Origin of the sequence: Pedobacter sp. KBS0701, from assembly GCF_005938645.2 — a bacterium.
GTDB lineage: Bacteria > Bacteroidota > Bacteroidia > Sphingobacteriales > Sphingobacteriaceae > Pedobacter.
Genome location: NZ_CP042171.1, coordinates 749,979 through 776,197, shown reverse-complemented (window position 1 = coordinate 776,197; position 26,219 = coordinate 749,979). Strand labels below are relative to the sequence as shown.

Below are 26,219 nucleotides of genomic sequence, written 5' to 3'. Positions count from 1 at the left end.
GAAAAAATAAACCTGATAGCAATGATATTTCGCTGAACTAACTTTAATTTATCACCAACATTAACGAAATTTAATGGATAGCAGGACTACAGCTCCCGAAGAAATACTGCTTCTGCTTTCCAAAAAAAGAAAGTAACACCAAATATTTCGGCCTTTTGAAAAGCAGTTGCAGTGGTGTTTGTTAATGTTAGTCGGGCTATACGCTATAGCTCAGATTGAAAAAATCTGAGGCTGCTGCTACTATCCCGTTTATTAACAGTAGCTGGCACTACTATTTATGGAAAAACCCTAAGCATCTTGCATTTTTGCCGAAGTACTACAGACCTGAAAAAATAAACCTGATAACAATGATATTTCGGTGAACTAGCTTTAATTTAGCACCAACATTAACGAAATTTAACGGATAGCAGGACTGCAACCCCGAAGAAATACCGCTTCTGCTTTCCAAAAAAAATATAAAATAAAAATATGCGCGTTGCCATTATCGATCTTGGAACAAATACTTTCCACTTACTTATTGCTGAAAAAGCAGGTAAAGAATTGGAAATTCTCTACAAAGCCAATGTTCCCGTTAAATTGGGTGAAGGAAGAATTAACGATAACATTATTATTCCGGCAGCATTTGAAAGAGGGATAAATTGTCTTAAAGATTTTAGTGAAATTATTGCTGATTACCAGGTTGATAAAATCAGGGCTACGGCGACATCTGCCATTAGGAGTTCAGAAAACGGGAAAGATTTCATTGATGTGGTGAAGGAAAGAACTGGAATAAGCATTGAAACGATTAGCGGTGATGAAGAAGCTGAATTAATTTACCAGGGTGTAAAACTCAGTGGAGCCATAACTGGTCTTTCGCTGATTATGGATATTGGCGGCGGTAGCGTAGAATTTATTCTTTGCGATACTGAAAAACTAATCTGGAAAAGAAGTTATAACATCGGTGCAGCACGTTTAATGCAGCAGTTTTTTAAATCAGACCCCATAAATGATGGTGACAAAAATGCCATTTTATTTCATATTCAAGATCAATTGTCCGACCTATTCGAAATCTGCGAAAAATACCAGCCTAAGGTGCTGATCGGATCGGCTGGTGCATTTGAAACCTTTGCAGAGCTCACGATCAGAAAAAACAACCTGAAAACAGATATAACTACCATCAAAACTTTCGAATTTAACTTTGAATACTATATCGAAATTGCAGGTAAATTATTGAATTCTACCCACCAAGAGAGATCAGCAATGCCTGGAATAATCCCATTAAGGGTTGATATGATTGTAATTGCGGTTTTAATTGCGAACTATGTTTTAGGCAGATGTAAAATAAATCGCTTAACGCTTTCCACTTACGATTTGAAAATGGGTGTATTGGCCAGTCTGATATAAAAAATGATCCATCATGAGCAGATGGATCACCGAGAGTTTAGCGTATATTAATTTAGGACTATTTCCTTTTTGGCGCAATTAGTACTCTACCCATAATCATGGGTTCAGCTTTTTTGAGCTTGAGGTTATTTTGTTTTTCTTTAGAAAAATCGAGTGTTAAAAAGGCTGAATAACGGATGCTTTCAACCATCAGCTGGTTTTTACTGAAATCAAACTTATTATCCAAAAGAATTTCATAGCGACCGTTTTTATCAGTCAAAGTGGCATATTTGGTATCGAGAATCGATAACCTTATCCCAGCAAGTGGCTTATTATCGGCCCCGACAACATAACCATATACTTTTTTGGGTACAACTGGCTTTTTATTATCCGTTTTGTTATTTATGCTTCTGGTTATTTCAACAGGTTCTTTTAAATTTTCTGCCCTGGCATCCATCACAAAAATGCTCATGCCTATAGCCAGCACACCAAGGTACTTCATCCAGTTTCTATTGTTTGTTGGAACAATAGCCAAATGATAATTGAGCTGGTTTAATTGGCTTTGACTCATGCGACCGCATACAGAAGAACCTGCATTTGCCAATACATTGATGATTTCGGCATTGGTGTAACCCGAAAAATCGATTACATTTTTACTACAGGCTGTACAGAAACTAAAACCTGCACCTTTTTCCATTTCATCCCAGTTTTGTGTACAGGGTTCTGTTATAGTAACTTCGTTAATTCTCGTTTTCATTGTAGTTATTTTTAGCATGATGACAGGAAATCATAAAATCCATAAGGATAAAAGGTATTTATTTACTTTTTTCTCCTGCGGCCAATTTATTTGCAAGATAATTTGGTAATGTTTTAACTGCCAGATTTAACTTTTTGTCGTTTAAAGCTTGAATATGTTTGTCATTTAAATTGTAATTATAATTTAAAAACAAATAGTAAATTAAAATCCGGTTATAATCATCCAATTTAGGATCAACCACCATGCTCAACATTTTTTCTTCAATCAAAGTCCTATCCTTTGTTTCAGCTAATGCCCTGCCTAAACGGCCAATATTACCGTAATAATGATTGTTACTTGTATTTTCTGCCCTTAAACTGATTCCTAATAATAACTCCAAAACGTTTATATCTAAAACTTCTAATTCTTTGATGTAAGTTTTCCTTCCAGATTGCGCATAACTACCGTCACTCATCCGATCGAATCTATCGTTCATGATATCAAGATGGGCGCGTAGAAAAACTTCCCAGTTTGCAGTTTCGGCTGATAATTTCGCAATATTCATTGCATGTATCCTAGGACTATCATCCATACTGCACCCGCCGACTACGATTCTGTTGCGTTTTAATTCAAGGGCTGTTTTCTTTGTATAATATAATCCTACAAGCTCTTCAAAATCATCGTTTCCTCCACCTTTTTCTATTACTTCTTTCACTGCTTCTTTAAATAATGAAATAAAGTATGAGTCCTTTTTATACAAACTATCAATTTTTATTCCTCTAATTGTTCTCCATTCACTCATTTTCTTATAAAAAACCTCATCATTTTCACTTCTATCATAGGTTGGTCTTAATGTTTTTTGAGCGATATAATTTTCTACTTCCTCTATTTTTTTATTATTATCAATAGAAAATCTTACACCAGTTTTTACTGCTTTTTGATAAAATATCTGTGTAGCTGTATCGATCATGCACTCTGAGTACTGAAGCAGTTTGGCATAGTTTAATGGCAATACATTTTCTTTAAAATTACCGGTAAAAAAGAATGCGCTGATAGATGCTTCATTGTATTGTGTAGCAGATTGATGGTTTAAAACCCACGAATATTTGGATGGCTTCTCGTAATTGGCAAAATTATCCCGGAACGTAATATTATAATTGTATTTATTGTTTAACTCTACGCTATTAAAGGCTAAAACGTCAGCATTATTGTAGTCTTTATATTTAAATTTTACGATCAGCAGATCTTTATTAACCGTAGCTGCAGGATATTTTCTGATAAAATCATCAAATGAGATGTTTTTTTCAATATCGTTTTTGGCCTCCTTTGCCCTGGTACCGGAAAGAAAAATGTAATTGCCTTTTACCTGCGCCTTAGCTCTGTAAACTTTATCGAGATCGCAGGTTTTAAACTTAAGATTTAAGGAGTCGACAATAAATTTTAACTGTTTTATAGTATGATCTGAATAGATCAGTTCATTGTTTTTGGGGCTAAATTCGTTTTGGGCGGAGCAGCTGACCGAAAAAACCGAAAAAAGAAAAATAAAGATTTGTTTCATAATGACTACGTTTTAGGTTAAGCATTTGAAACAGATGATGAGATATGGCCTTATTTTCCATACATCATCCCATAAATTAAATAAATTTTAACAGCTCGTTATGGAGCTTTTCTGTTGGCAAGCCCATTACGTTTGTATAAGAGCCTTCGATGCGTTCTACTACCACAATACCCCACCAATCTTGCACGCCGTAACTACCGGCCTTATCGAATGGTTTGTAATTATCGATATAGAAATCAATTTCATCTGCTGTAACAGCCCTACAGTAGACAACAGTACGATCATAAAATGAATGCATTTGATCTCCCTTAACAAGGGTTACACCTGTAAAAACCTCATGTTTACTGCCCGAGAGTTTTTTCAACATTTCTTGTGCATGTGCCCTATCTTCTGGTTTACCTAAAATCTCCCCGTTTAAGGCAACAATAGTATCCGCTGTAATCACTATTTCGCCATCAGCAGTAAAAGCCCTGGCCTTCTGTTCCGAAATGTAAATGGCAATTTCTGCTGGATTTAAATCCGAAGGATAACTTTCATCAACATCTTTTAGTTCAACTTTAAAATCTAAGCCCATAAGCGTTAAAAGTTCTTGTCTTCGAGGCGATTTAGAGGCTAAAATGATAGGAGGAGAATTTACAGGCATATTTAATTTTTTGCTAAAATAATAAAAGCGGCATAAAGCCGCTTTTATTATTTGATATTTAATAAGATTAGTTGTTTCCACCACCTTGTCTACGTTTTTCCATTTCAGCCCGTTGCTCCTTTTGCCAGGCTTCGTAAGCTTTTTTCTGATCGTCAGTTAATACCGCAGTAACTTTTGCGTCATTATCAGCACGCATTTTTTGCATTTTCTCTCTCATCGCATCTCTATCCCCGCCACCTTGCATTTCTTCACGCATTTTTTTCATGGTTTCAGCCTGCTCGGTAAAAACAGTAGTTAACTTTGTTTTCTGATCATCAGATAACTTTAATTTTTCGTCAAGCAATTTTACCCTTTCTTCAGGTTTCATCATCATTCTGCCTTGTCCGCCACCCTGTTGCGCGTTAGCGAAACCAGCTATACCTAGCATTAATCCGCAAATCATCATTAATTTTTTCATGTTGTTCTTTTGTTGTTTTTGGTCCAAATTGAATTTATTGGAGTGTAAAAGAAAATGAAAGTTTAAAGACGCTATGTAACTAAGCTGTTGCAAAATAAGTATGTATCAATCTTTCAACAACAATACCGGCACATGGGATTTAATAGTTAACCTTTGAGATACACTTTCGTGCAGCAAACTTTCAAAAAAACTATACTTCTTTGGAAGTGCGATAATTAACTGAGCTTCTTCGCTTTTGGCAAATTTTACGATTCCTTTAATAGTATCGGGATGATCAGCATAATGATATGCCGGCGAAAAGTCTTTAAGCATTTCGTGTAAAAAATGTTCTTCCTGCGAATCGATCGTATGACCGGAATTGATGTTGAGCACCAAAAGTTCGAGGGCATGTTTGCTCAGGATATTTTTTAAGGCGTGCATCGGGATTACTTCCTTAACCTTTTTAAAATCGCAGGCTAAAATGGCTTTACGGATCGATTGATAATCTGCCTTAGGCGGAACAACCAAAACCGGAACCGGACTTGATTTAGAAATTTTAATCGCATTAGAACCAATATCGCTTTCATCTTTCGCTTTTTTACCGTTACTTCCGATAATAATGAGTTCGATCTCTTCCCTATTTACCCAATCGATGATTGATCTTAATAAGGTTTCCCTTGTTAAAAAAACCTCTATTTCGGCCTTAGGATTAATCTCCAGCATTTTTGATTTCAGTTTTTCGAGTGCTTCGAGCCTTATCGTAATTTCGTCGGCGATATGTTCATCGGTAGTAATGATCATATCGGGCGTAGGAAGAATGCTCTCGTATTCAGAAACGTAATAAGCATTAAGCAGGATGATTTTCGCATTTTCCATTGCAAAACTCAACCTGGCAGCATATTTGGCAGCATGATCTGCTGTTTTAGAAAAATCTACAGGTACAAGGTATGTGCTCATGATATTAAAATTAACGTTTTTTACATTGATAAATTAATCAATCGATTGATTAATTTATCAATGTAAATTTCGGATATAATCTTATTGTATGCAAATTTTAGAGTTGAAGATTTATAACGGGAGCGTCATTCTGGTATGGAGTATGTAGCCAAGATCCTTCGACTACGCTCAGGATGACAATCGCGGGTAAGCAAATGACCAATATTCAATTTGAAATGACTATTGCAATTCCACAGGTGGAGAAATCCACTACTAAATTATTTCTTAGAAATACTTGTAAAGAGCTCCTTCACCTACGCTCGGGATGATAATCGCGGTAAGCAAATGACCAATGTTCAATTTGCAATGACCAGGTGGGGAAATCCACGATTAAATTCTTAAAAATACTTGTAAAGATCCTTCGACTACGATCAGGATGGCAAGTGCGGAAGGGTAATGAATAATGTTCAACTAGCAATTACCAATGAACTAATGACAAGTGAACCAATAAACTTATTTCCCCGAATCGGCAGCATTTGGATTTTCATCATGCCATCTGCCCTGAACTTTCATTACTTTTTCGATAATATCGCGGACAGCGGTTTTGCCTCCATTGTAAGGAGAAATGAATGTAGCTATCGCTTTTATTTCTTCTACGGCATCAGCCGGGCAGGTTGGAAGCCCTACGAGTTTCATTACTTTTAAATCAGGGATATCGTCGCCCATATAAAGCACTTCTCCTGCTGTAATATCCTTATTTTGAATATATTGATTGAAAATAGCCACCTTATCTCCTGTTCCTAAGAAAACATCAGTTACACCAAGGTTGAAGAAACGTTTGCCCATGGCAATACCATCTCCACCAGATATAATGCAAATATTATAACCTCTTTTAACAGCCAATTGCATCGCATAGCCATCTTTAATGTTAAAAGTGCGCAACGACTGACCATTATCAGTAACCTGAACTGATCCATCGGTAAGCACCCCATCTACATCGAAAATGAAAGTGGTGATCTCTTTTAATTTCTGTAAAAACATTCGTGCGTTTGGCGTTTAGGATTAAGCGCTCGGTGCTGACTCTGGACCAAGGACACCGAACTCAAAACTAATTATTGATTATCTCTCCATTCGTAAACCCAGGCAGATTGAATTTGCTCTAAATGGCCTTCACTACTTTCTTCACGGGTTCCTTTAAAGTTGGGCAATGATAAAACCCAATCTAAAAGTTCGGTAAAACGGACACGGTAGATTTTGGCTTCTGTAAAATCATCACCAAATTTCTCATATAAAGACATTGCTATATCTTCGTAATCATTCCAATAAAAAGGTAAAGCAAATTTATCGTTGTTCATGTTTTGTTATAGGTTAATTGTTTGAATTGGTTAATCGACTCCCAACTAAGGACTCTAGACTCCGAACTAATTAGTGTCCCATAAAGTCAGACTGATCTGGAATGGTCACTTCAATATCTCCATTAATTACCACACATTGGCAACCCAGGCGGGAAGTAATTTTCGGACGTACAGCCCTATCAATAAAGTCTTCTTCTTTATCAGAAATCTCTTCGATATTATCCATGCCCTTTGTTACGTACACATGGCAGGTACTGCAACCACAAACACCACCACAGTTGTGTTGTAATTCGATTCCATTATCCAGGCAAACATCTAAGACAGATTCGCCAGCTGCTATTGGTAATTCAATAGATTCGTGATCTGCTTCTTCAAAGTTTATTTTTAGTTTAAAAATGCTCATAATTATTTTGCAAAAGTAATAAGCAAAAGCCGAAATTATGCTATTTAAGCATTAATTTTATGCTATTGCTCAATGTTTGATAAATGTTCTGCAATTCCGGCATATTGTGTAATATGCTCAAATGCTTATTTAAAGTGTTTTCATCGGCTCTTATCGCTGGCCCGGTTTGGACATTTTCAGGTAAATTATGCATTACCTTATCGGCCGTTTCAGCAATTAATGGCCTGATGATTTCAAAATCCAAATCGTTTTGCCTGAGAATCTGATTGGCTAAAGCATATAAATGATTTGGAAAATTACAGGCGAATACTGCAGCAAGATGCAATACTTTTCTCTTCTCCCCGTCCAGCTCATAAACCTGAGTGCTGATTTTGGCTGCAAGTCCTTTTAAAATAGCCAACTGATCTACATCACTTGCTTCGATACAGAGCGGGATATTTTCAAATGAAACTTCTCCATCTTTTGAAAAAGTTTGTAATGGATAAAAAACACCAGCGTTAGTAACTTGTGATGATAAAATATGAATATCTGTAGTCCCAGAGGTATGTACCACTAAGCCCTTCACATTTTTCAATGATTTAGCAACGCTTTCAATCGCATCATCTTTTACAGAGATGATATATAAATCAGCATTTTCGTCAATTTCAGTAAGTTCGTTTACTCCTTCAGCTTCAATCGTACCCGCCAATAATTTTGCATGATTTAAATTTGGGCTGTACACCTGTACCACATCTTCACCTGTAGCTTTTAGTACTTTTGCTAAGTGTGTGGCAACGTTTCCCGAACCCAATAAAACGATCTTCATGATTTATGCGGTTTTGGCCTCTTTTCTCCTTCTGAAAATTGAAAGTAAAAAACCAATAACCATTACAATGGTACCAGCCCAATATAAATTGATGAAAGGAAATTCTATCGCTTTGAAAACAACCCAATCTTTAGCCTGTTGTGGTTTCTCAAAAATTTGAAGTTCTACTTTTTTCTCATCCGGCAATACTCTGGAGAAACGGAATTTCAAATCCAATTCATCTATTTTACGTGCAAAATCGAAAGTATTATTTCCTTTGATTAAGAAAATCGGCTCTGTGTTATAAACTTTTCCGGCAGCATTTACCTCTAGTGGCAAACCCACAGCATAATCGCCTTGCGCAAGTGCTAAATCTTTGGCAGTGGGTTTTCTATCTAAATCTTTCACCGTAACCACACCACTTGAGGTATGAATGGTATCGCCTACCGAAACCTTAACAATACGTGGTGCCTTATAATTTTCATCATCAGAATGTCCTTCGTGATCATCGTGCAAGGATTGCTTAATTGCTGCACTGGTAATATGCGTATATACATCATACGTAAGGTAATGTTTGGTATCAGGGGAAGCGATTAAACCCATTTTCTCATTATCCTGAGTATGAGGATGTAAATTAAAATCTTCTTTAACCTTCCCGTCTTTATCTACAACTTTAAAGTTAAGTGTGTAAAAAGTATTCGGGGCCTGAGTAGTGTCACTTACATAAGTTACGGTGTACTTGCCCATTTGTTTAGGCTCGTTTTTGTACAACATAATGTTTTCGCCAGGTTTCTCTGTTTTTTCAAAATCTTTAACAGGAATAAATTTATTGGCATTAATGGAAAGTGGCTTATTCGTAGCCGCCGATATTAATGCGCCTAAAACAAGTAGCGCAAAACCAATGTGTGCAATTGCTGATCCGGCCAACTTAGCCTTGCCACCGAAAGCCTGATATAATACCGCAGCGTTAGAAAGTACCGCAAACAAGCAACTGAAAGTAATCAGTATGTACATGGTATTGGTATAAATCTCCGCAACATATACCAAACCAGCTGTTAATACTGTCGAAAAAATAATTGCCGATACCAGACTGCTATAAAATTTACGTGGATCAGTCCTTTTATATTTTAAATATTGGGAGAAACCAGAAATCAAGGTAATCAGTACCGCAAAAGGCGCCTGCCATTGATTGTAATATTTTACCGCATCAATTGGAGGCGTAAAGTTTGTTCCAAAGGCTTTGTTAAATACAGGAACCGATGTGGAAAATATGACCTGGATACAAGCAATGGTTACCACTAAAGCGCCAATAAACATCCAGAATTCGCGCGAATAGGTTTCTTCATCTTTGGTGGTGATTGGCAATTCTTTCCATCTTATTACAATCAGTACAATTGCTAAAACAGCAAACACCACATTGTATAAAATCAAGTGTCCAAACATGCCCATATCGGTGAATGAGTGTACAGATGTATCGCCCAAAATGCCACTACGGGTTAAGAATGATGCATAAAGCACCAATAAGAAACTTAAGAATACTAAAGCGATTGCGGTAAAATAAGCATGACCTGTGTTTTTATAGGCAATCATGACGTGTACCGCCCCGATTAGGGTTAACCATGGAATTAAAGAAGCGTTTTCAACCGGATCCCATGCCCAGAAACCCCCAAAGTTTAATGCTTCGTAAGCCCAGAAAGAACCCATAATAATACCGGTACCCAGAACCATTACCGCAAAAAGCGTCCATGGCATAGCTGGTTTAATCCATTCTTTATATCTTTTTTGCCATAAAGCCGCAATACCATAAGCAAAAGGAACCACCATACTAGCGAAACCTAAAAATAAAGTTGGTGGGTGGATCACCATCCAATAGTTTTGTAACAATGGATTTAATCCTTTTCCATCGGTTATGAACTTAAGGTAATTTTTGTAATTTTCCGGATTTGCAAAAACAACAGGTGCCTGTGCTTTTAAATCCATCGCATCTCTTAAAAGTATAAAAGGTGAACTTCCGATGCGCTCTCCAAAAATCTCAACGCCTAAAAGCATTGAGGTTAAAAATACCTGAGAAAAGGCTATTACTGTCATTACAGGGCTTTCCCATGATTTTGCTTTCCAAATCAACAATGTGCCCAGAAATGATTGCCAGAAAGCCCAAAGCCAAAAACTACCTTCCTGTCCTTCCCAGAAAGAAGATATAATATAGTATACAGGAAGTTGTTTTGAAGAGTGAGATTGAACGTAATAGTATTCAAAATAGTGACCAAGAACCAGGTAGAACAAAATTGCTCCAATGCTTATAATGCTGGCAAAATTAACCAGATATCCAATCCGGCCTAAGTTTCTCCAGGATTTTTCTTCTAAATTTTTATCGCGACTGGCAAAAAAATACGATATAGTTGATAGTAATGATGCACTAAATGCCAGAACAATAAAAAACTGTCCGATTTTACCTGGTAACAGGTGCTCGCCTACAAATTGAATATCCATTAAATAAATTAGTTATATTTTTTCCCGCCGTCTTTACTTACTTCTTCGACTTTGCCGTCCTTATTGACCTCTACCATATTATCGTTATACTTAGAAGGACATTTCATTAAAATTTTTGATGCGTAGAATTTGTCCTTATCCATTTTACCAATAAGCACTAATTTTTCTGATTTTTCGAAATCCTGCGGTTTGGTACCAGCATAAATTACCTCTCTCACTTCTCCCTTTTCATCTTTCATGTGGAATGAAAAATGGTTCGCATCTTTTACGGCGTCGTAGTAAGTGCCCATTGATTTTACCCAATAGCCCATAACATGTTCTTCTTTCTCAGAAAGAGCTGCCTGTTTGAAATTAGAGTAGGTGTCAGTATTTGCGTTTAAGCTAAATAAAATTCCTACGGAAATTGCGATGGTAATCAGTCCAATGATTGCACTTTTCTTCATGGTTATACTTGTTGTAAAAGCTGGCAACAAAGATAGAAAAATAGGCTTAGCCAGCATTCTTTTACATTTTTCTTGTCTTTATATTGACAATCATCTGATTTTTCAAACGAAATATTTTTTCAGCAGCCCATATTTATAACTGATCTTAATGAATATCTTAAAACGTTTAAAAGTTTGGACTGAATTTATTAAGTTTGGACACTCAGATAGTCATTCCTTTTTGCATTCCACAGTAAAATATAAACCGGATTAATATGAATTTGAAACAGTTTTATAAGTTTTTGTTATTTATCGTATTGATACCCATTTTAAGCTCCTGCTTTGAGGTAATTGAAGAAATTTCGATGAAAAACGATGGTACTGGTGATGTTGTGCTCACCATAAACCTGAGTCAGAGTAAAACAAAGGTAGCTTCTGTAATGCTGTTGGATAGCGTACAAGGTTATAAAGTTCCCAGTAAACAGAAAATTCAGCAGGAATTAAATGAAGCAGTAGCTTATTTGAGAAAGTCGGAAGGAATATCGAATGTAAAAAGCACGAGTGATTTTAACAATTACATCGCAACCATCAGCTTCTCTTTTAAAGATGTTTCGAATATCAATAGCATCACCAAAAACATTCTTGCTCAGCAAAAAATTAAGGCGACCAATACCTCATCCTATACCTTTAACAAAGCTACTAAAACCTTTAGCCGAAAATATCAGGCAATCGGTACCGCTAAAACGGAATTCAATAAATTAAAAGCAAAAGATAAGGCAGTTTTTAATGGCGCAACCTATACAAGTATTTATCGTTTCGAATCTCCTGTAACAAGTAGCACCAACCCGGCATCAAATGTATCGAAATCAAAAAAAGCAGTAATGCTAAAAAGCAATATCATGGATTTAATTAACGGAAAAATTAACGTATCTAATACTATCCAACTATCTAAATAAAATCACCCTTGTCTTTTGTCGCATGGACAAGACACGAGGCTTATCTCTAAAAAATCTATCTAAATGAAAAAAATTCTAGTTGCCATCTCCCTCTTTTTATCATTCAATTTGGCTCAGGCGCAAGATCTGGTCAAAAAAATCCCTTCAAATGCTTTCACAGTAGCCACCATTAAAGGCGATAATGTTTTTAAACTCATGTTTGTAAAAGATTTTAACGAATCTTTTGTAGGCAAGAAATTATTGACGGAAACCTCTAAATCTCTGGATAAAAAATTCACAAGTATCGAAGATTTCGGCATCAACCTGGAGAAAAACATGTATTACTTTAACCAGTTAAGCGATAGCATTACCTACAACTGTTTTTTAATCCCTATAAAGGATGCTAAGAGATTTGAAAGTTTAATTGAAAACAAAGAGAAAAAATTTACCCAACAGGGCGATATCCGTACGATGGTTTTACCAGATAGCACGAGCATCATCAAATGGAACAACAACATGCTTTATTTTGTAACAGGAAGCATCAAGGGTTCATTTTTTGCAGATTCGGTTAAATCTGCCCGTTATGGGATAAAAGATATCAGGTTTCAGAATAATTATGATGATGTAGCCATTGCAGATAGTAGTGTTGTAGTTACAGATTCTACCTACACAACTACGGCCGAACCTATGGTAGAGGTAGTTGAAGCCCCGGTTATTGAAAAAGCAAAAGTTCAGAAAAAACCGACGGTAAAAAAGAATACTAAAAAAACTGTTGCTGCGAAAAAAACCGGCAAAAAGAAAAACACCAAAAAATCTAAAAAAATCACTAAAATCAATACAGATTTTGATCAGTCAGAAGAACTCGCAATTGACACGGCAAGCGGCATGACTCCAGTTCATGGCATTGTTGATGAACAATACGACACCTATCAGCAGGAACGTGCAGAACAAGATGCCAAGAAAAAAAGACTGGCTTTTACCTGGATGACCGTTCAGGCTGATCAGATTTTTAATGGCACTTATGAATCTATTGAGACGAATAAATCTTATACCACAAGTTTGGATAACAAAGCCATTGCAGAGCTTTGGGTATCGAGCTTACAGGATGTCTACAATTCAATTGCGCCTGAATTTGGCACTTATGGTAAAGCAGGCTTAATGAAAGGTTATGGCAGTTTAAATGCTAAACTTTTTATGGATAACAAAAGTTTCCGTATTTCTACCGGTTTAGAAATGGCCCAGGAACAGGCTGACGCTTATAAAAAAATCATGAACAGGAAATTGAACAAAAAGTTCCTGAATTATGTAAACAGCGAGAAAGCACTTGGTTTTATGAGCTATTCTATTGATACTAAAGCTTATTTAGAAGAATTTCCGAAGTTAATGAAACAAACTTACGGTTCTTTTTTAGGCGGTAAAATGGACGAAGAGGTTGAATTGGGAACTGATCTGTTTTCTCTTTTATTGGATGAAGAAGCGGTAAGCAAGGTAATTAAAGGTGATGCACTATTCGTAATCAATGGATTAAAAACCAAAGAAGTTACTTATACCACTTATGAGTATGACGATGATTACAAACAAAAAGAGGTAACAAAAACCAAAAATGAAACCTTACCTGATTTTCTTTTCATGTTTTCATCTGAAGACACCAGATTGATCGAAAAATTGATCAAATATGGTATCCATAAAAACATGGTAACAGTTGAGAACAATATTTATAAAATCCAGGAGAAGAAAAGCCCTATCGATATTTACTTTATGATTAAAGACAGAATTGTATTTTTTGGCAATTCGTTAAGCGAGATGCAAAGCATCAGTAATAATCAATACAATAACAAAATCAGCAAACTGCACAAAGACCTGTTGAGCAAAAATAATTTCAGCTTTTTGTTTAATGCTAAAAACCTGGTAGGCAAAGTGCCTGATTCGGAGATTGGCGGTGAAGAAACCGCTAAGAAATTTAACAGTACTTTAGAAAAAATGGGCAATGTATATATGAAATCGAATCCGATTAAGGGCAGATTGGTTTCAGCAGACATTAGCGCCGAAATTCCGAATGGGCATGAAAATGCTTTAAAATATTTGTTCTCGCTTATTGAGAATGCAGCTAAGTAGTTTAGTTGGCAATTATCAGTTGGTAGTTTACAGTTAACCGGTTTAAACAGTTTAACCAATACTAACAATTAGCTTTCAGTTTCAAGCTGGCAGTTTGCAATAACCAATGAACGAATGACAAATGAACCAATGAACCATTCTCTATGAAGAAATTTTTAAAAATAACAGCAGCGATAGTCATATTGCTGCTTGTTTTTTATTTTGGCTTTTTTAAATACAGGCAAATCCAGGCCAACAAAATATTAATTCCTCTTACTACCGAGACTTTGTTTAAAATAAATGTAGATGAACTATACAAAACCATTGCGGTTAGTTATATTAAACATCCCGGTCAATATTCCGGAGGAGACAAAAAAGGCATAAAAGAAAAGATAGCTGATTTAAATACAGGTTTAACAATACCCGCAAACATTTACATATACACTTTAAAAGGAAAAGCTGAAAATACTTTTTTCACGCGTTTAGAAATAGCCGATAGTTTGGCATTTAACCGTTTTATGCTGAAAAAGCTTGCATTAATAAAAAAGGAAGCTCATTTTTTCCAGTCCGCAGACTCAACATTTTCCCTGCTGTTTAACAAAACTACTGTAAGCTTAGCATTTACTACGAAAAAGGAGCTGGTAAAAAACATACTGGAAGAAATACAGGATCAGAAAAACATGATTAAAATTAACGATAGCAAGTTTGAACATATAGCCAACCTTTCCGATCACCTATCTTTTCAAAATGCAGAAAATTTGAGTAAGATTAATTTTACGGATGGAAAAATTGATTTTAGCAGTGAATTGGTGAATAGATGGATAGAACCTGCTGCCGAACCCAAGCATCGGATTCTAAATCCCGAAAGTACAATGAGTATGTGGTTAAACGGAAAAATTAAATCGGATTTAATTAAAAAAAATCATACGGTAAGTCCTTCTCTATTTTCAAAAGATAGTTTTTTCAGGTTTTACAAAGATTATGCGGATTTTGAATGGACAAAAACGATTACGCAGGTAGATACCATTGTGGGTTATGAATACAATGATGACTTTGAGCAGGTAGAGAAAAAAATACTTCAGGATCGAAAGATTCCTTCGATTGCTATAAATCTAAGTGCCGACGATAAAGCAGTGAGTGATTATCTCCAATCGCTAGGTGCATTGGATCAATCTACCGGAAAGATTAGCAGTTTGATGATTCCATTGTACCAGGTTTACTTTAAAGGCAATAACGGTAATGTTTTATTAAGTACAGTTCAAGGTGCTAAACCTGATTTAAAAAGGGCATCATCAGATGATTTCTTTTATTTTAAAGTAGATTTTAAAAAGTTGATTAAACAAACATCAATACCCTTAATTGCAGATAAACTGGGTACTTTTAATCAATTAGAAATTAAGGCAAAAAGCATAGGAAAGGACAAAATTAAACTTGAATCGGAACTTTTATTTTTAAACGGGGATGCTAATGCCCTCATCCAACTTTTAAATACGTTTAAAAATGGCTTCAACAGCTCCCTGGATTTTAATCTATCTGTTGATATTCCGGCAAGCAAATAATTATTTACAGTAGAGGCATGGTGATTTAAGAAATCCCGTTCTGCGGACACCCTATACAACAGGGAAATTAGAAACAGACCTTTGTACCTAAACCTGATGGGATGGATGCCAATTCCTTCAATTGGCAGGAGGTACAGCAGGGCCAACCCACCCCTATGTAATACAGGCCATTCATTTCCAAAAAAACAACTGAAATATGCGCTGTTATATTTTTTTCCCGATGATTTAAGATGATTTACGCAGATTAAAATTTCTGCAAATTTGCAGGGGGTGAATAAAAAGGCCTTGCAGTTATTAAATCTGCAAAGCTATATTCCATTTGGTTTGGTAAGCCACCAAACATGGATTTTGTAGAGGCAAGGTAGTTTAAAAAAACCGTTCTGTGGACAACCTATACAACAGGGAAATTAGAAACAGACCTTTGTACCTAAACCTGATGGGACGGATGCCAATTCCTTCAATTGGCAGGAGGTACAGCAGGGCCAACCCACCCCTATGCAATACAGGACATTCATTTCCAAAAAAACAACTGAAATATGCGCTGTTATATTTACTCCGCTGATTTAAGATGATTTACACAGATTAAAATTTCTGCAAATCTGCAAGGGGGGGGGTAAATAAAAAGGTCTTACAGTTATTAAAGAGGGAAATCTATCTGGATAGATTATCTCGACTCCATTGCCCTCCGCTCGAAACGATTATTCCATAAAAAAGCCCTGCAATTTTAAATTCTGCAAGGCTTTATTTCCTTTTGTTTGGTGAGCCACCAAACAAAGATTTTAATTACTTCATCCCGATGAAAAGCCGGAATGAAGCAATGACGATTATTCGGTTACGGCCAAACGCCTAAGTTCATATAAGAAACCGCAATTTTATCGATTGAATTTACAAAAGCAGCAGTTCTTAAGGTTTGCGTACCTGGTTTGTTCATTCTGGTTTCACGAATTTCGTGGTAAGAATGAATCATGGTATCTTCTAAACCAGAGTTTACCAATTCCATTTCAGATGCGCCTTTAACAATCATTAAACGGTGCTCCGGAAGAATTGTTTTACCAGTTAAGTTCTCTAAAGTATTGATCAGATTGGCATTTGAGTTAGCGGCATAACGGTTTTCCATACGGCCAAAGGCCACGTGCGATAGATTTTTCAACCACTCGAAATAAGAAACCGTAACACCACCTGCATTACAATACATATCAGGAATGATAATACCACCCATTTCGGTAAAAATGGCTTCAGCTTCTGGCGTAGTTGGTCCGTTTGCACCTTCAGCAATAATTTTTGCTTTAATATTACGGATGTTAAGTTCGGTAAACTGGTTTTCTAAAGCTGCCGGAACAATGATATCGCAATCTTGCTCTAAACCTTCCATCGAATTTTTAAAGCTGGTAGCACCAGGGAAACCTAAAATTGAACCTGTATTTTTACGGTGTGCAAAAACCTCATCAACGTTTAATCCATTAGGGTTATAAATGGCACCTTCAAACTCACAAAGACCAACAATTGTAGCACCAAATTCTGCTAAGAATTTAGCCGAGTGGTAGCCCACGTTACCTAAACCTTGTACAATTACTCTTTTATCGCCTAAACCAGCCTTAAAACCAATTTTTGCCATATCTTCTGCAACTTCCACACATTCGCGAACGGCATAAGCCACACCACGGCCGGTAGCTTCTTTACGACCACGAATACCATGTAAGGCAATTGGTTTACCAGTTACACAGCCTAAAGCGTCTAACTGACCAGGGTTCATAGTCATATAAGTATCGGCAATCCAGCTCATTTCGCGTTCGCCAGATCCATAATCTGGAGCAGGAACATCAATACCAGGGCCAATAAAGTTTTTCTTAATTAATTCTGTAGTATAGCGGCGGGTGATGGTTTCCAATTCGGCAACACTGTATTGTTTAGTGTTAATTTTAATACCACCTTTTGCACCACCAAATGGAACGTTAACAATGGCACATTTGTAAGTCATTAAGGCAGCAAGTGCCATAACCTCATCTTCGTTTACCATTTCACTGTAACGAATCCCTCCTTTAGTAGGGCTCATGTGGTGAGAGTGTTCTACGCGCCAGGCATCAATTACTTCAAAACCGTTTCCACGGCGAATTGGGAACTGGAAACGATATACACTATTACATGTTTTAATCTGGTTCAATAAACCTTCCGGATGATTGGTGAATTGAGCCGCACTGTCAAAGTTTTTACAAACATCTGCAAAGAACTTGTTCTCGTCTGCTAGATTAGCCATTATTTATTTTTTATATTGAATAAGTTTTCGGTGCAAAATTGCCTAAAAAAACTGCACATATCCAAATGCAAAAATACTTAGTGTATAGCTAACACCACCCTATTCAGGCTTTGAAACAGGTTTTATACCGTTTATGCAAAACTGTTCAAAAACAATATTTAAACCGGTTTAAACAGGGATATGTTGACTCCTCAACCTGGTTAAAACGACTATTTTCATAGGTTTTATGATTGTTTATTCTGACGAAAAAAAATTATAAAAAAAATATCCACAAGGCTATTTTATTACGATACTAATTAATCGACAACCAAAAACACGACAATAATTGCGAATATCATAAATTTTGCATCAGAAATAAGACATAAAAAAGGAGATCAATATCGTTTTGATCTCCTTTTAAAATTAATCCGGACTATCGTAATTACGACGCGTTTTATTTATTGATGTGGTTTTCTTTTTCAATTTTCTTCAATCTCTTATCAATAGAGAAAAGATAGGCAAGCAGTCCTACCAGGATAATTACGATACATATCACCACAACATATATCTTTCCATTGCTGCGAAGGCCATCAGCCATTTCTACGCCATTATCTTGTGCAAATAACTGCATGGTGGCCATCATTAATATCAGGGAGAAAAATATCTTCTTCATTTTAGTTATGTTGTTGTTTGTTTTCGTTTGTTGTTGATTGATTTTCAATGGTAACAAAGCTATTATGAACACCTTTTACTTCGTCATGAGTAGGTGTGTTCATAATGGTTTCAATATTGCGAATTCTGAAACGGATGGTATATACCCAGTAGCCGATTAATATCCAGCCTAAACATGCCGGATAAAATACCATGCGCATGCGGCTGTCTAAATCGTAACTGTTAAAACCAGGATTGCCGCCGTTGCCCGGGTGTAATGAATCTTTTAAACGGGGCAATACAAAAAGCAACACCACCATCATTGGAAAGGCAAAAATATTGTAAATGGCCGAAATCTTAGCTCTTTTCTGTTCTTCGTCTATCGCATTGCGGAGAATGAGATACGCAAAGTATAATAAAACAGAAATAGCGGCAAAATTTTGTTTGGGATCAAAACTCCAAAATTCTCCCCAGCAGTATTTAGCCCAAATTGCACCAGTAACCAAACCTAAAAGGCCAAAAATAATTCCAGCATTTACACTCTCCACAGCCTTCATATCGTCGATTTCACTTTTACTACTCAACGATTTTACACTATAAAAAACTGAGATCGAAAAAAGTACAATCATCGAAAACCACATGGGTACGTGGAAATACAGATTTCTTATTGTTTCATTTAAAATAGGTAAACGAGGTACGTGAAGTAATAATCCTGCAATTGCAGTATAAATTACCAGAACTGAACCTAAAATTTTCCACCAGGTTTTATGCATATTTATATTTAATTATTGAATGATTGAGTATTGAATGTAGATTCCATCATCCGTTTTCCATCTTCCATATTTAGTCTCTCCAAAGGTAAGGAAATAACAATAAAGAGGTTGCCACCATCAGCACATTCACCACCAGCAACATCGCAATTTCATCATAACTATTCTCCCATGGCAGGCCATCAACCGCATTTTTAGCCAGTTTGATCAAAAGGATCAATACCGGAATAATGATCGGAAAACTTAATATCGCCATTAACATACCACCATTACCAGCCTTACTCGCAATGGCCGAAACCATGGTAAACACGGTAGAGAAACTCATGCTGCCCAATACCACGGCAACGTAATACAATAGCATATCGGGCGGTGTAAAGGAATCAAAAACCAAAGTATAAAAGCCCAATGCGATGGTGGTAAGCACCAGCATCAAAAGGGTATTATAAACTGTTTTAGAAATCAAAACCGCAGCCGGGCTTGCCAGAATGTAACTGTAAAGTTGTTGCCCCTTTGTTTCCTGTAAAAAACTCTTTGAAACACCATTGATGGAGGCAAAAAGCATAATTATCCAGAAAAGTGCGTTCCAGGTTAATTTATCGCCAAGGCTTACAAATGACAGATAACAGGTAAAAATAGTAGAAACCACATAAAGCAACACACCGTTAATGGTATATTTGGAGCGCCACTCTAACAATACTTCCTTGTGAATTAAATATTTAACCTCTTTGGCCAATTGCATAACCGCAAAGATACTTTTATTGATAAATATTGCATGCTTAAATTGTTGTATTGTTGTAATTTTGTTTGGCAAATAATTTAGTCACAGGGACGCAGAGAAAGATTTAACCACAGATAAAAAGGATAAACACGGATGGTATTTTATAGCAGTATAACCGGGATTACAGGCATTTTAAATTAGTTGGCCACCGAGACACAGAGAAAGACCATTAACCACGGATAATGATAGAGAAAGATGCTATTCTTTCGAAGTAGCATAAACGAGGTTAAAGGCATTTAAAATTTAATTGGGCATGGAGGCACAAAAAACACTAAGAAAACCCAATACGCACAAAAATCTGTGTTCATCTGTGTAAATCTGTGGTAAAATAGAAATATGAACTACGCATCAGTTATAGAAACGCCTATTGGCAGATTAAGCATCCTGGCTGATGAGGATTTTGTGCATGCCGTTACTTTTGAAGAAAAGGATATTGCTGATCTGACAGCAAACGAACTCACCATAAAAGTTGCCAATCAATTAAAAGAATATTTTAATGGAAATCTTCAGGATTTCGATTTCCCGATGAAACAGAAAGGAACCGGTTTTCAACAGGAAGTATGGCAGAATTTGTTGACCATACCTTTTGGCGAAACTACTTCTTACGCTAAATTTTCGGCGCATAAACCATTAGCTATCCGTGCAATCGCTTCTGCAAATGGCAAAAACAATATTGCCATTGTAGTACCATGTCACAGGGTAATTGGCAGCAACGGCAAACTGGTTGGCTATGCAGGAGGACTGTGGCGTAAACAGTGGCTGCTACAACATGAACGTGAGGTTGCCCAAAAAGGACAAACTGAATTAAAATTTTAAACCATATTTTCCACAGATGAATACAGATAAAGCCGGAACACCAAATAATTATCTAAAAGCAATTCGTTTAATTAATATTGAAGAAAACAAATGTGCATTCGAAATTGGAAAAATCCCTATTCGTCAGCATATTAATGCCAATTATTTTTTTGCCCAAACTGATGTATCAACTTTAGAAAAAATTCCCCACCCTGCGCCTAGGAGGCAATATGTGATTACACTGAAAGGTAAACTCCGTTTTACAGTAAGCAATGGTGATACTTTTATCATCGAACCAGGAATTGTACTGATTGCCAACGATACAGCTGGCGAAGGGCACACCTGGGAAATAGTGGGTGGCAATGAATGGGAAAGAATCTATATTCCATTAGAGGATAATACCAACGATTATTTTATGGCGGATTAAGATCTTCAAAACCAGGATCAGGTCAATTGCGTAAATCATATCAAAACTGATGATATGATGAAAACGGTCTGCTCCCTCCTTCTTGTTCTCTTTACCTATTTGCCGATGGAAAAAAATGTTCCGGTGACTAAGCTAGACCTAAAAAAATATTCGGGAACGTGGTATTCTTTATATTCTATTCCGACGATTTTTGACAAGGGCAGTCGAGAAACCACTACTAAATATACCTTAAATAAGGATGGCTATTACAATGTTCTCACCACCTATAAAAAACCAGGCGGTGATAAAGTTTATTCCAGAAGTTCTAAAATGTTTCCATCAGAAGATGGCGATAAAGGGGAGTTACAAGCACAATTTATCTGGCCGATAAAAGTAGATTACTGGATTATCGAACTTGCAGACGATTATTCTTATGTAGTGGTGGGGCATCCCGATCATAAATTTTTGTTCATCATGAGCCGTTATCAGACAATGCCTAAGAAAACCCATGATGAAATTGTAGCCAGATGTAAGGCAAAGGGATATGAGGTAGCTAAATTAACCTCGCAGCAGCATTCAAGTGGCAGTTAACAGTTCGCAATTGGCAGTTTGCAGTTAACTGATTTAAACAATTAACTTGATTAAAATTAACAAATCCTATACGGCTCCAAATTTCTCTATCAGTTTATCTTTCTGTATCCTTGCTACCTGTAACTGTTTGTTATTTTCCAATGTCAGCAAACAATCATTCTTGTTAAAAAATTTCACTTTGTTTAAATTGATGATATACTGCCGGTGTATCCTGAAGAAATTTCTGTCCTCCAATATTTCCTGAACATCTTTTAGCGTTTTTGAAATAATCACCTTCTCGCCATTCAGTAAGACCAGAATAGAGTAATTGCTACTGGCTTCAACATACAGAATATCGTCGAGGTTAATAAAAACAATACCTGAAAGCGAACTTACGGCAATTTTATTTACGCGTTCCATATTCATTTGCCGATGAAAATGATTGAGTTGTTTATCAGAAAAATTATTTTTAATTACAGCCCTGTTAACGGCTTCAACCAGATCTTTTATATCAACAGGCTTAACCAGATAATCTAAGGCGCTAAACCTAAAGGCCTTGATGGCAAACTCATTATAAGCTGTGGTAAAGACCACTTTGAAGCTGATCGGCATTAATTTCTCCAAAAGCTGAAAGCCATTTAATTCTGGCATCTCAATATCCAAAAAAACCAAATCCGGATTTAAGCTTTCTATCTCCTGTAATGCTTTAATTGGGCTGTTAAACGAATAAATGGCTCCAACTTGCCCGCAATGTTTTTTTAACTGTATACGCAGTAAACTTATACTATCTTCTTCATCATCTATAATTACAATATTGAGCGCTTTCATATTTTAGATTTATTTTGATTGATGATATATTAGGTTGTTTTTAAATTAAATGGATACTGATTAAAACCCTGGTCCCTTTGGCTTCGTTATTTGCGCCATAAAGATCCTCGATATGGATCTGTGTATTGGTATTAAATTCCCTATTAAAATTAGCAATACGCTCGCCGGTTATCAATGTTCCATACGATTTTTCTTTCTCGGCAGCCTTACTATTCAGCTCCGATGCTTTTACCCTCCCTATTCCATCGTCCTCAATGATTACGAGTAAAATCTGCTGTGTAAAATCCTGAGAAATTTTAATCAGGATTTCACCACCAACATTTTTATGCATCAGGCCATGCCAAATGGCATTTTCGATATAGGGCTGCACCAACATCGGTGGTATTTCTATAAAATCGGCGTCAACATGATCATCAATGTCAAAAATATATTTCAGTTTACCTTTAAAACGCATGGTTTCCATTTCTAGGTACAACTTTATAGTTTTGATTTCTTCTGCTAATACGATTTTATCTTTCCTCGAGTGCGAAAGGGATAAGCGCATTAACTGAGAGAATTTACTCAGATAATCAGATGCTAATACACTGTTATTCTGTTCGATATATAAATTTATTGAATTTAAACAGTTAAAAATAAAGTGTGGATTCATTTGCAACCTTAAAATCTTATGTTCGTTCTCTGCATTTTTAATTTTTAAGTCAATTCGTTCCAGCTCGTCAAGGCGGTCTCTGTATGCCAACGCTGTTAAAAACAAAACGGCATCTATTGCAAAAGCCAGTGTTACTAAATCTACGTAATTGTTAATAGCGTAGTACCAACTTGGCAAATGGTTATAGATATCCAGCCATTTAGGCGCCAAAACAAATAATAACGAAAATGATATGGCGGCCAAGCCTGTAAATGCAAACCGCAAATAGCCTTTGTTTGGTTTTGGCCGGGCATAATAACTGAGCAAAACGGTAAGGATAAAAAATGGCAAAGAATTATAAATCCAAAATATTTTTGTAATCGGGCTAAGTTCGGGCCGTAAATAATGTACAATCATTACTACAATCATTAAAACCCATTGGCATAAACAAAATTTTAAAAATAAGTTAAGGTATCTGTTGTTTTTAACCTGTAAAAATTCGCCCAAAAAAAGAATATAAAAAAAAGTTTGGGGAATAAAAGAGAGTAGAAATATAAAATCATTATTTATCGGTAGCCAATTCACTTCTAAAAGAATGGCATCTACCTGTAACGAATACCTAAAAAACATACATAATGATGCTAACGCATAATACAGATACGCTCTATCTCTCCGCTGAAGAAAATATTTTAAACAACAATAAATAAAAACGGCGAAATAAAAACCTGCAACCCACAATTTAACATGTCTAAAACTTAACGGAAACAAAACCAGTTCTCTGTTCTTTTCCCTGTAGGCGGTATCATAGGTTTCTATTTGCGGATATTGTGGAACAATGTTGTATAGGTATTTTTGAATGAGCACATAAAAATATTGTGTTTCTTTTTGTTTTAAGGTCAAATGTATCCGCCAATAATCAGTAGCTATCGAGAGATTTGAAATTTTAGCACCAAAACCCGTTTGCCCAACCAGTACCAATCGATTTCCTACACGCTCATACAATTGAGTTTGTTGCATTTTACTGTCTAATTTCAACAGTAAGCTGGTATCCCTATCAAAAGTACTGCGAATACTAAAATTGATCCAACATTGTAAAACCGTATCTGGAAACTCTTTTTGTGCTGCTATGTTACTGTCCAAAAAGTGCCAATCTAGTTCCTGGAGTTGGGCATAAGTTTTATTGTTTTTTTTCGATAGCGTATAATATGCCTGGTTTAAAAGACTAACGTTTTTGCTTTGCTGAGTGATATTTATCGGCTTAATATTCTCTTGCGCAACCGCATTAAGACTGTTGCCCATCAAGACAAAGTCTAAAAGCATTAAACATTTAAAAAATTTGCTTTTTATAACCATTCCAGTGAAACCAAAAAAGGTGTTACTAAAGATAATTAGAAAAGGAGCAAAAAAGCTTAAAAATGCGTGAGATGCGGGTTTACCAATGCGAAGTATGTTGTTTTTTGTTTAGCGTAGCTCAAAATGCCCAAAATTTCGTTCAGGTTTCCGCTTTATTTTTCACTACACAGCCTATTACCTACAGCTCATAGCAAAAAGAAGATACTTCACTCAATTGCCAACCCCAAAGAAAAATGGAAACTTAAATTTGATATGTAAATTAAAACTTACTAAAAATTCATGGTTTAGAATGACTGAAGAGAGATTATGGATAACAACAAAAGTATAAATCAAACGAAAAACGATATGAAGAAAATATTAACATTATTAATATCCATGTTGTGTTACTCTGCTGGGTATTGCCAAGATGGAACATTCAGTTATATCGGTTTAGCAAACAACAATGCCGAAATAAAAACAATTGCAGATACCACGCATAAAACCTTATTTATAGCAGGAAATAAAGTGTATAGCATAGGTGGCGACTGCATTTGCCGATTATTAGACGGCGATGGAAACGACAGGGACGATGATGGAGACAATAGCAGCCGTTTGAATGATGGTAATACTGGTAACAGAAAAAGTGGTGGAGAAATTGCTGACCGCAGTACGAAGGGAAAAAGAAGCAAAAGGGATAAAAACGGGGATAAAAACAATAGAGATAAAGATGGGGATGAAAACGATAGAGATACCGATGGCGACATTAATAATCGTAATGCAGATGGTAGCACAATGGAGGGTACCAGGTGCAGTTGTTCTAAAAGAGGAAGAATTTTATTGTATACCAGAGAAAAAATAAAAAGCACTAATGCGAAGATATATTATCAGGGTAAATATTTTTCAAACAAACATTTTAAAATTATACAATTATGAAAAAACTAATATTTTCTATGTGTACTGCGGTGATGGGCCTCACAATTATAAGTTCTTGTGGCACATCCTTAAAAATACCAATTAACAGGGGTAAAATAGATGGAGATTTTACCATACAATTTACCGAAAAAAATGCGGTTGTAAAGCCTAATCAATTTTTCACGCTGGCCGAATTAAATATTGAGCCAAACAAAGGTCAGATTTCAAAAACTACAATCAATTCCACCAATATAAAAACAGCATTAAAAATATTTAAAAAGCAAAAAATTAAAAACTATGCCATTACCATCACCAAGCCGGGCTATGCAAAACCCTATTATGGTAAAATAGCTTTTTTTAATACCAATAAAATAAATGAAGCCGATGCCGTAGCCAGGTATTACGAAATCGATATTGCGAATAGTTATTTTGCAAGTGCAACCCGTGGCCGGATGGCAATTATTTATGAGTATTCAGATTTGCGCATCGGCATAGCTACAACATCTAAAATACCAACATGGATCGTATTAATAAGCGACGAGCCATTTTAAAAATAATACAATAATAAACGGACGCGCCGAACACCGCATTACAAAGTAGGCG

General features: G+C 36.1%; 26 protein-coding genes. 9 read left to right on the top strand and 17 right to left on the bottom strand.

The features are described from left to right. Window positions 1-468: 468 nt before the first annotated feature. A complete protein-coding gene (locus FFJ24_RS03060; protein ID WP_138822444.1) occupies window positions 469-1,383 on the top strand; it encodes an exopolyphosphatase in 915 nt (304 codons plus the stop codon). A 58-nt stretch (window positions 1,384-1,441) separates the two neighbouring features. Here FFJ24_RS03060 and FFJ24_RS03055 read toward each other — a convergent pair whose 3' ends face one another. The 11 genes from FFJ24_RS03055 to FFJ24_RS03005 form a co-directional block, all read right to left on the bottom strand. Then, the gene (locus tag FFJ24_RS03055; RefSeq protein ID WP_138822442.1) at window positions 1,442-2,119 is read right to left on the bottom strand and encodes a carboxypeptidase-like regulatory domain-containing protein; all 678 of its coding nucleotides are present in this window, start codon (window positions 2,117-2,119) and stop codon (window positions 1,442-1,444) included. A gap of 58 nt (window positions 2,120-2,177) precedes the next feature. After that, window positions 2,178-3,656 (bottom strand): hypothetical protein, encoded by a 1,479-nt coding sequence (locus tag FFJ24_RS03050; protein WP_138822440.1) that lies wholly within the window; start codon window positions 3,654-3,656, stop codon window positions 2,178-2,180. Window positions 3,657-3,732: 76 nt separating this feature from the next. Then, window positions 3,733-4,299, bottom strand: a complete 567-nt coding sequence (locus FFJ24_RS03045; RefSeq protein WP_138822438.1) for a nucleoside triphosphate pyrophosphatase — start codon at window positions 4,297-4,299, stop codon at window positions 3,733-3,735. Between the two features lie 67 nt (window positions 4,300-4,366). Further along, complete coding sequence (locus tag FFJ24_RS03040) at window positions 4,367-4,756, bottom strand: hypothetical protein (RefSeq protein ID WP_132394872.1); 390 nt, start codon at window positions 4,754-4,756, stop codon at window positions 4,367-4,369. A 105-nt stretch (window positions 4,757-4,861) separates the two neighbouring features. Then, the gene (locus FFJ24_RS03035; protein ID WP_138822436.1) at window positions 4,862-5,692 is read right to left on the bottom strand and encodes a universal stress protein; all 831 of its coding nucleotides are present in this window, start codon (window positions 5,690-5,692) and stop codon (window positions 4,862-4,864) included. A 492-nt stretch (window positions 5,693-6,184) separates the two neighbouring features. Next, on the bottom strand, window positions 6,185-6,712 hold the full coding sequence (locus FFJ24_RS03030) for an HAD family hydrolase (RefSeq protein WP_138822434.1): 528 nt from the start codon (window positions 6,710-6,712) through the stop codon (window positions 6,185-6,187). 71 nt (window positions 6,713-6,783) lie between these two features. Continuing rightward, the gene (gene iscX, locus FFJ24_RS03025; protein WP_138822432.1) at window positions 6,784-7,026 is read right to left on the bottom strand and encodes a Fe-S cluster assembly protein IscX; all 243 of its coding nucleotides are present in this window, start codon (window positions 7,024-7,026) and stop codon (window positions 6,784-6,786) included. Between the two features lie 70 nt (window positions 7,027-7,096). Further along, complete coding sequence (locus FFJ24_RS03020) at window positions 7,097-7,429, bottom strand: 2Fe-2S iron-sulfur cluster-binding protein (RefSeq protein ID WP_029275355.1); 333 nt, start codon at window positions 7,427-7,429, stop codon at window positions 7,097-7,099. Between the two features lie 40 nt (window positions 7,430-7,469). Further along, the gene (locus tag FFJ24_RS03015) at window positions 7,470-8,234 is read right to left on the bottom strand and encodes a Rossmann-like and DUF2520 domain-containing protein (protein ID WP_138822430.1); all 765 of its coding nucleotides are present in this window, start codon (window positions 8,232-8,234) and stop codon (window positions 7,470-7,472) included. Between the two features lie 3 nt (window positions 8,235-8,237). Further along, complete coding sequence (locus FFJ24_RS03010) at window positions 8,238-10,703, bottom strand: heme lyase CcmF/NrfE family subunit (RefSeq protein ID WP_138822428.1); 2,466 nt, start codon at window positions 10,701-10,703, stop codon at window positions 8,238-8,240. Window positions 10,704-10,711: 8 nt separating this feature from the next. Then, window positions 10,712-11,146: a cytochrome c maturation protein CcmE gene (locus tag FFJ24_RS03005; protein ID WP_138822426.1), complete on the bottom strand. Its 435-nt coding sequence runs from the start codon at window positions 11,144-11,146 to the stop codon at window positions 10,712-10,714. Window positions 11,147-11,400: 254 nt separating this feature from the next. Between FFJ24_RS03005 and FFJ24_RS03000 the strand changes: the two genes are divergently transcribed. The 3 genes from FFJ24_RS03000 (at window position 11,401) to FFJ24_RS02990 (ending at window position 15,713) form a co-directional block, all read left to right on the top strand. After that, the gene (locus tag FFJ24_RS03000) at window positions 11,401-12,081 is read left to right on the top strand and encodes a hypothetical protein (RefSeq protein WP_138822424.1); all 681 of its coding nucleotides are present in this window, start codon (window positions 11,401-11,403) and stop codon (window positions 12,079-12,081) included. Between the two features lie 63 nt (window positions 12,082-12,144). Next, window positions 12,145-14,175 carry a hypothetical protein gene (locus tag FFJ24_RS02995; RefSeq protein WP_138822422.1) on the top strand — a complete coding sequence of 677 codons (2,031 nt, stop codon included), beginning with the start codon at window positions 12,145-12,147 and terminating at the stop codon, window positions 14,173-14,175. Between the two features lie 143 nt (window positions 14,176-14,318). Further along, window positions 14,319-15,713 carry a hypothetical protein gene (locus FFJ24_RS02990; RefSeq protein ID WP_138822420.1) on the top strand — a complete coding sequence of 465 codons (1,395 nt, stop codon included), beginning with the start codon at window positions 14,319-14,321 and terminating at the stop codon, window positions 15,711-15,713. Between the two features lie 832 nt (window positions 15,714-16,545). On the opposite strand, the gene FFJ24_RS02985 is transcribed toward FFJ24_RS02990, so the two are convergent. The 4 genes from FFJ24_RS02985 to FFJ24_RS02970 all read right to left on the bottom strand — a co-directional run bounded on the left by FFJ24_RS02985 (window position 16,546) and on the right by FFJ24_RS02970 (window position 20,106). Then, a complete protein-coding gene (locus FFJ24_RS02985; RefSeq protein ID WP_138822418.1) occupies window positions 16,546-17,967 on the bottom strand; it encodes a Glu/Leu/Phe/Val dehydrogenase in 1,422 nt (473 codons plus the stop codon). A gap of 433 nt (window positions 17,968-18,400) precedes the next feature. Further along, a complete protein-coding gene (locus tag FFJ24_RS02980) occupies window positions 18,401-18,619 on the bottom strand; it encodes a CcmD family protein (protein WP_138822416.1) in 219 nt (72 codons plus the stop codon). A 1-nt stretch (window position 18,620) separates the two neighbouring features. Further along, window positions 18,621-19,370, bottom strand: a complete 750-nt coding sequence (gene ccsA / locus FFJ24_RS02975) for a cytochrome c biogenesis protein CcsA (protein WP_246862727.1) — start codon at window positions 19,368-19,370, stop codon at window positions 18,621-18,623. 70 nt (window positions 19,371-19,440) lie between these two features. Continuing rightward, window positions 19,441-20,106, bottom strand: a complete 666-nt coding sequence (locus FFJ24_RS02970) for a heme exporter protein CcmB (RefSeq protein WP_121282627.1) — start codon at window positions 20,104-20,106, stop codon at window positions 19,441-19,443. 375 nt (window positions 20,107-20,481) lie between these two features. Between FFJ24_RS02970 and FFJ24_RS02965 the strand changes: the two genes are divergently transcribed. The 3 genes from FFJ24_RS02965 (at window position 20,482) to FFJ24_RS02955 (ending at window position 21,937) form a co-directional block, all read left to right on the top strand. Beyond that, on the top strand, window positions 20,482-20,961 hold the full coding sequence (locus FFJ24_RS02965) for a methylated-DNA--[protein]-cysteine S-methyltransferase (RefSeq protein ID WP_138822414.1): 480 nt from the start codon (window positions 20,482-20,484) through the stop codon (window positions 20,959-20,961). Window positions 20,962-20,977: 16 nt separating this feature from the next. Beyond that, a complete protein-coding gene (locus FFJ24_RS02960; protein WP_138822412.1) occupies window positions 20,978-21,367 on the top strand; it encodes a hypothetical protein in 390 nt (129 codons plus the stop codon). 105 nt (window positions 21,368-21,472) lie between these two features. Next, window positions 21,473-21,937: a lipocalin family protein gene (locus FFJ24_RS02955; RefSeq protein ID WP_246862726.1), complete on the top strand. Its 465-nt coding sequence runs from the start codon at window positions 21,473-21,475 to the stop codon at window positions 21,935-21,937. Window positions 21,938-22,003: 66 nt separating this feature from the next. Here the strand turns inward: FFJ24_RS02955 and FFJ24_RS02950 are convergent, their stop codons facing one another. Together FFJ24_RS02950 and FFJ24_RS02945 are read right to left on the bottom strand one after the other, a co-directional pair. After that, window positions 22,004-22,744, bottom strand: a complete 741-nt coding sequence (locus tag FFJ24_RS02950; protein WP_138822409.1) for a LytTR family DNA-binding domain-containing protein — start codon at window positions 22,742-22,744, stop codon at window positions 22,004-22,006. A gap of 40 nt (window positions 22,745-22,784) precedes the next feature. Beyond that, window positions 22,785-24,692 carry a sensor histidine kinase gene (locus FFJ24_RS02945; RefSeq protein ID WP_168202368.1) on the bottom strand — a complete coding sequence of 636 codons (1,908 nt, stop codon included), beginning with the start codon at window positions 24,690-24,692 and terminating at the stop codon, window positions 22,785-22,787. Window positions 24,693-25,070: 378 nt separating this feature from the next. Between FFJ24_RS02945 and FFJ24_RS02940 the strand changes: the two genes are divergently transcribed. Next, the gene (locus FFJ24_RS02940) at window positions 25,071-25,637 is read left to right on the top strand and encodes a hypothetical protein (RefSeq protein WP_138822405.1); all 567 of its coding nucleotides are present in this window, start codon (window positions 25,071-25,073) and stop codon (window positions 25,635-25,637) included. Beyond that, window positions 25,634-26,167, top strand: coding sequence for a hypothetical protein (locus FFJ24_RS02935; RefSeq protein WP_138822403.1), 534 nt, complete (start codon window positions 25,634-25,636; stop codon window positions 26,165-26,167). The genes FFJ24_RS02940 and FFJ24_RS02935 overlap by 4 nt, the downstream gene beginning before the upstream one ends. Window positions 26,168-26,219: the final 52 nt, after the last annotated feature.

What these genes read in the sequence shown, in the direction of transcription:
- FFJ24_RS02960 (WP_138822412.1), top strand. Translation starts at nt 20,978, where the DNA reads ATGAATACAGATAAAGCCGGAACACCAAATAATTATCTAAAAGCAATT.
- FFJ24_RS03060 (WP_138822444.1), top strand. Translation starts at nt 469, where the DNA reads ATGCGCGTTGCCATTATCGATCTTGGAACAAATACTTTCCACTTACTT.
- FFJ24_RS03015 (WP_138822430.1), bottom strand. Translation starts at nt 8,234, where the DNA reads ATGAAGATCGTTTTATTGGGTTCGGGAAACGTTGCCACACACTTAGCA.
- FFJ24_RS02935 (WP_138822403.1), top strand. Translation starts at nt 25,634, where the DNA reads ATGAAAAAACTAATATTTTCTATGTGTACTGCGGTGATGGGCCTCACA.
- FFJ24_RS02940 (WP_138822405.1), top strand. Translation starts at nt 25,071, where the DNA reads ATGAAGAAAATATTAACATTATTAATATCCATGTTGTGTTACTCTGCT.
- FFJ24_RS03035 (WP_138822436.1), bottom strand. Translation starts at nt 5,692, where the DNA reads ATGAGCACATACCTTGTACCTGTAGATTTTTCTAAAACAGCAGATCAT.
- iscX (WP_138822432.1), bottom strand. Translation starts at nt 7,026, where the DNA reads ATGAACAACGATAAATTTGCTTTACCTTTTTATTGGAATGATTACGAA.
- FFJ24_RS03000 (WP_138822424.1), top strand. Translation starts at nt 11,401, where the DNA reads ATGAATTTGAAACAGTTTTATAAGTTTTTGTTATTTATCGTATTGATA.
- FFJ24_RS02945 (WP_168202368.1), bottom strand. Translation starts at nt 24,692, where the DNA reads ATGCTTTTAGACTTTGTCTTGATGGGCAACAGTCTTAATGCGGTTGCG.
- FFJ24_RS02985 (WP_138822418.1), bottom strand. Translation starts at nt 17,967, where the DNA reads ATGGCTAATCTAGCAGACGAGAACAAGTTCTTTGCAGATGTTTGTAAA.
- FFJ24_RS02950 (WP_138822409.1), bottom strand. Translation starts at nt 22,744, where the DNA reads ATGAAAGCGCTCAATATTGTAATTATAGATGATGAAGAAGATAGTATA.
- FFJ24_RS03020 (WP_029275355.1), bottom strand. Translation starts at nt 7,429, where the DNA reads ATGAGCATTTTTAAACTAAAAATAAACTTTGAAGAAGCAGATCACGAA.
- FFJ24_RS02995 (WP_138822422.1), top strand. Translation starts at nt 12,145, where the DNA reads ATGAAAAAAATTCTAGTTGCCATCTCCCTCTTTTTATCATTCAATTTG.
- FFJ24_RS02990 (WP_138822420.1), top strand. Translation starts at nt 14,319, where the DNA reads ATGAAGAAATTTTTAAAAATAACAGCAGCGATAGTCATATTGCTGCTT.
- FFJ24_RS02970 (WP_121282627.1), bottom strand. Translation starts at nt 20,106, where the DNA reads ATGCAATTGGCCAAAGAGGTTAAATATTTAATTCACAAGGAAGTATTG.
- FFJ24_RS02955 (WP_246862726.1), top strand. Translation starts at nt 21,473, where the DNA reads ATGGAAAAAAATGTTCCGGTGACTAAGCTAGACCTAAAAAAATATTCG.
- FFJ24_RS03005 (WP_138822426.1), bottom strand. Translation starts at nt 11,146, where the DNA reads ATGAAGAAAAGTGCAATCATTGGACTGATTACCATCGCAATTTCCGTA.
- FFJ24_RS02980 (WP_138822416.1), bottom strand. Translation starts at nt 18,619, where the DNA reads ATGAAGAAGATATTTTTCTCCCTGATATTAATGATGGCCACCATGCAG.
- ccsA (WP_246862727.1), bottom strand. Translation starts at nt 19,370, where the DNA reads ATGCATAAAACCTGGTGGAAAATTTTAGGTTCAGTTCTGGTAATTTAT.
- FFJ24_RS02965 (WP_138822414.1), top strand. Translation starts at nt 20,482, where the DNA reads ATGAACTACGCATCAGTTATAGAAACGCCTATTGGCAGATTAAGCATC.
- FFJ24_RS03055 (WP_138822442.1), bottom strand. Translation starts at nt 2,119, where the DNA reads ATGAAAACGAGAATTAACGAAGTTACTATAACAGAACCCTGTACACAA.
- FFJ24_RS03030 (WP_138822434.1), bottom strand. Translation starts at nt 6,712, where the DNA reads ATGTTTTTACAGAAATTAAAAGAGATCACCACTTTCATTTTCGATGTA.
- FFJ24_RS03040 (WP_132394872.1), bottom strand. Translation starts at nt 4,756, where the DNA reads ATGAAAAAATTAATGATGATTTGCGGATTAATGCTAGGTATAGCTGGT.
- FFJ24_RS03045 (WP_138822438.1), bottom strand. Translation starts at nt 4,299, where the DNA reads ATGCCTGTAAATTCTCCTCCTATCATTTTAGCCTCTAAATCGCCTCGA.
- FFJ24_RS03010 (WP_138822428.1), bottom strand. Translation starts at nt 10,703, where the DNA reads ATGGATATTCAATTTGTAGGCGAGCACCTGTTACCAGGTAAAATCGGA.
- FFJ24_RS03050 (WP_138822440.1), bottom strand. Translation starts at nt 3,656, where the DNA reads ATGAAACAAATCTTTATTTTTCTTTTTTCGGTTTTTTCGGTCAGCTGC.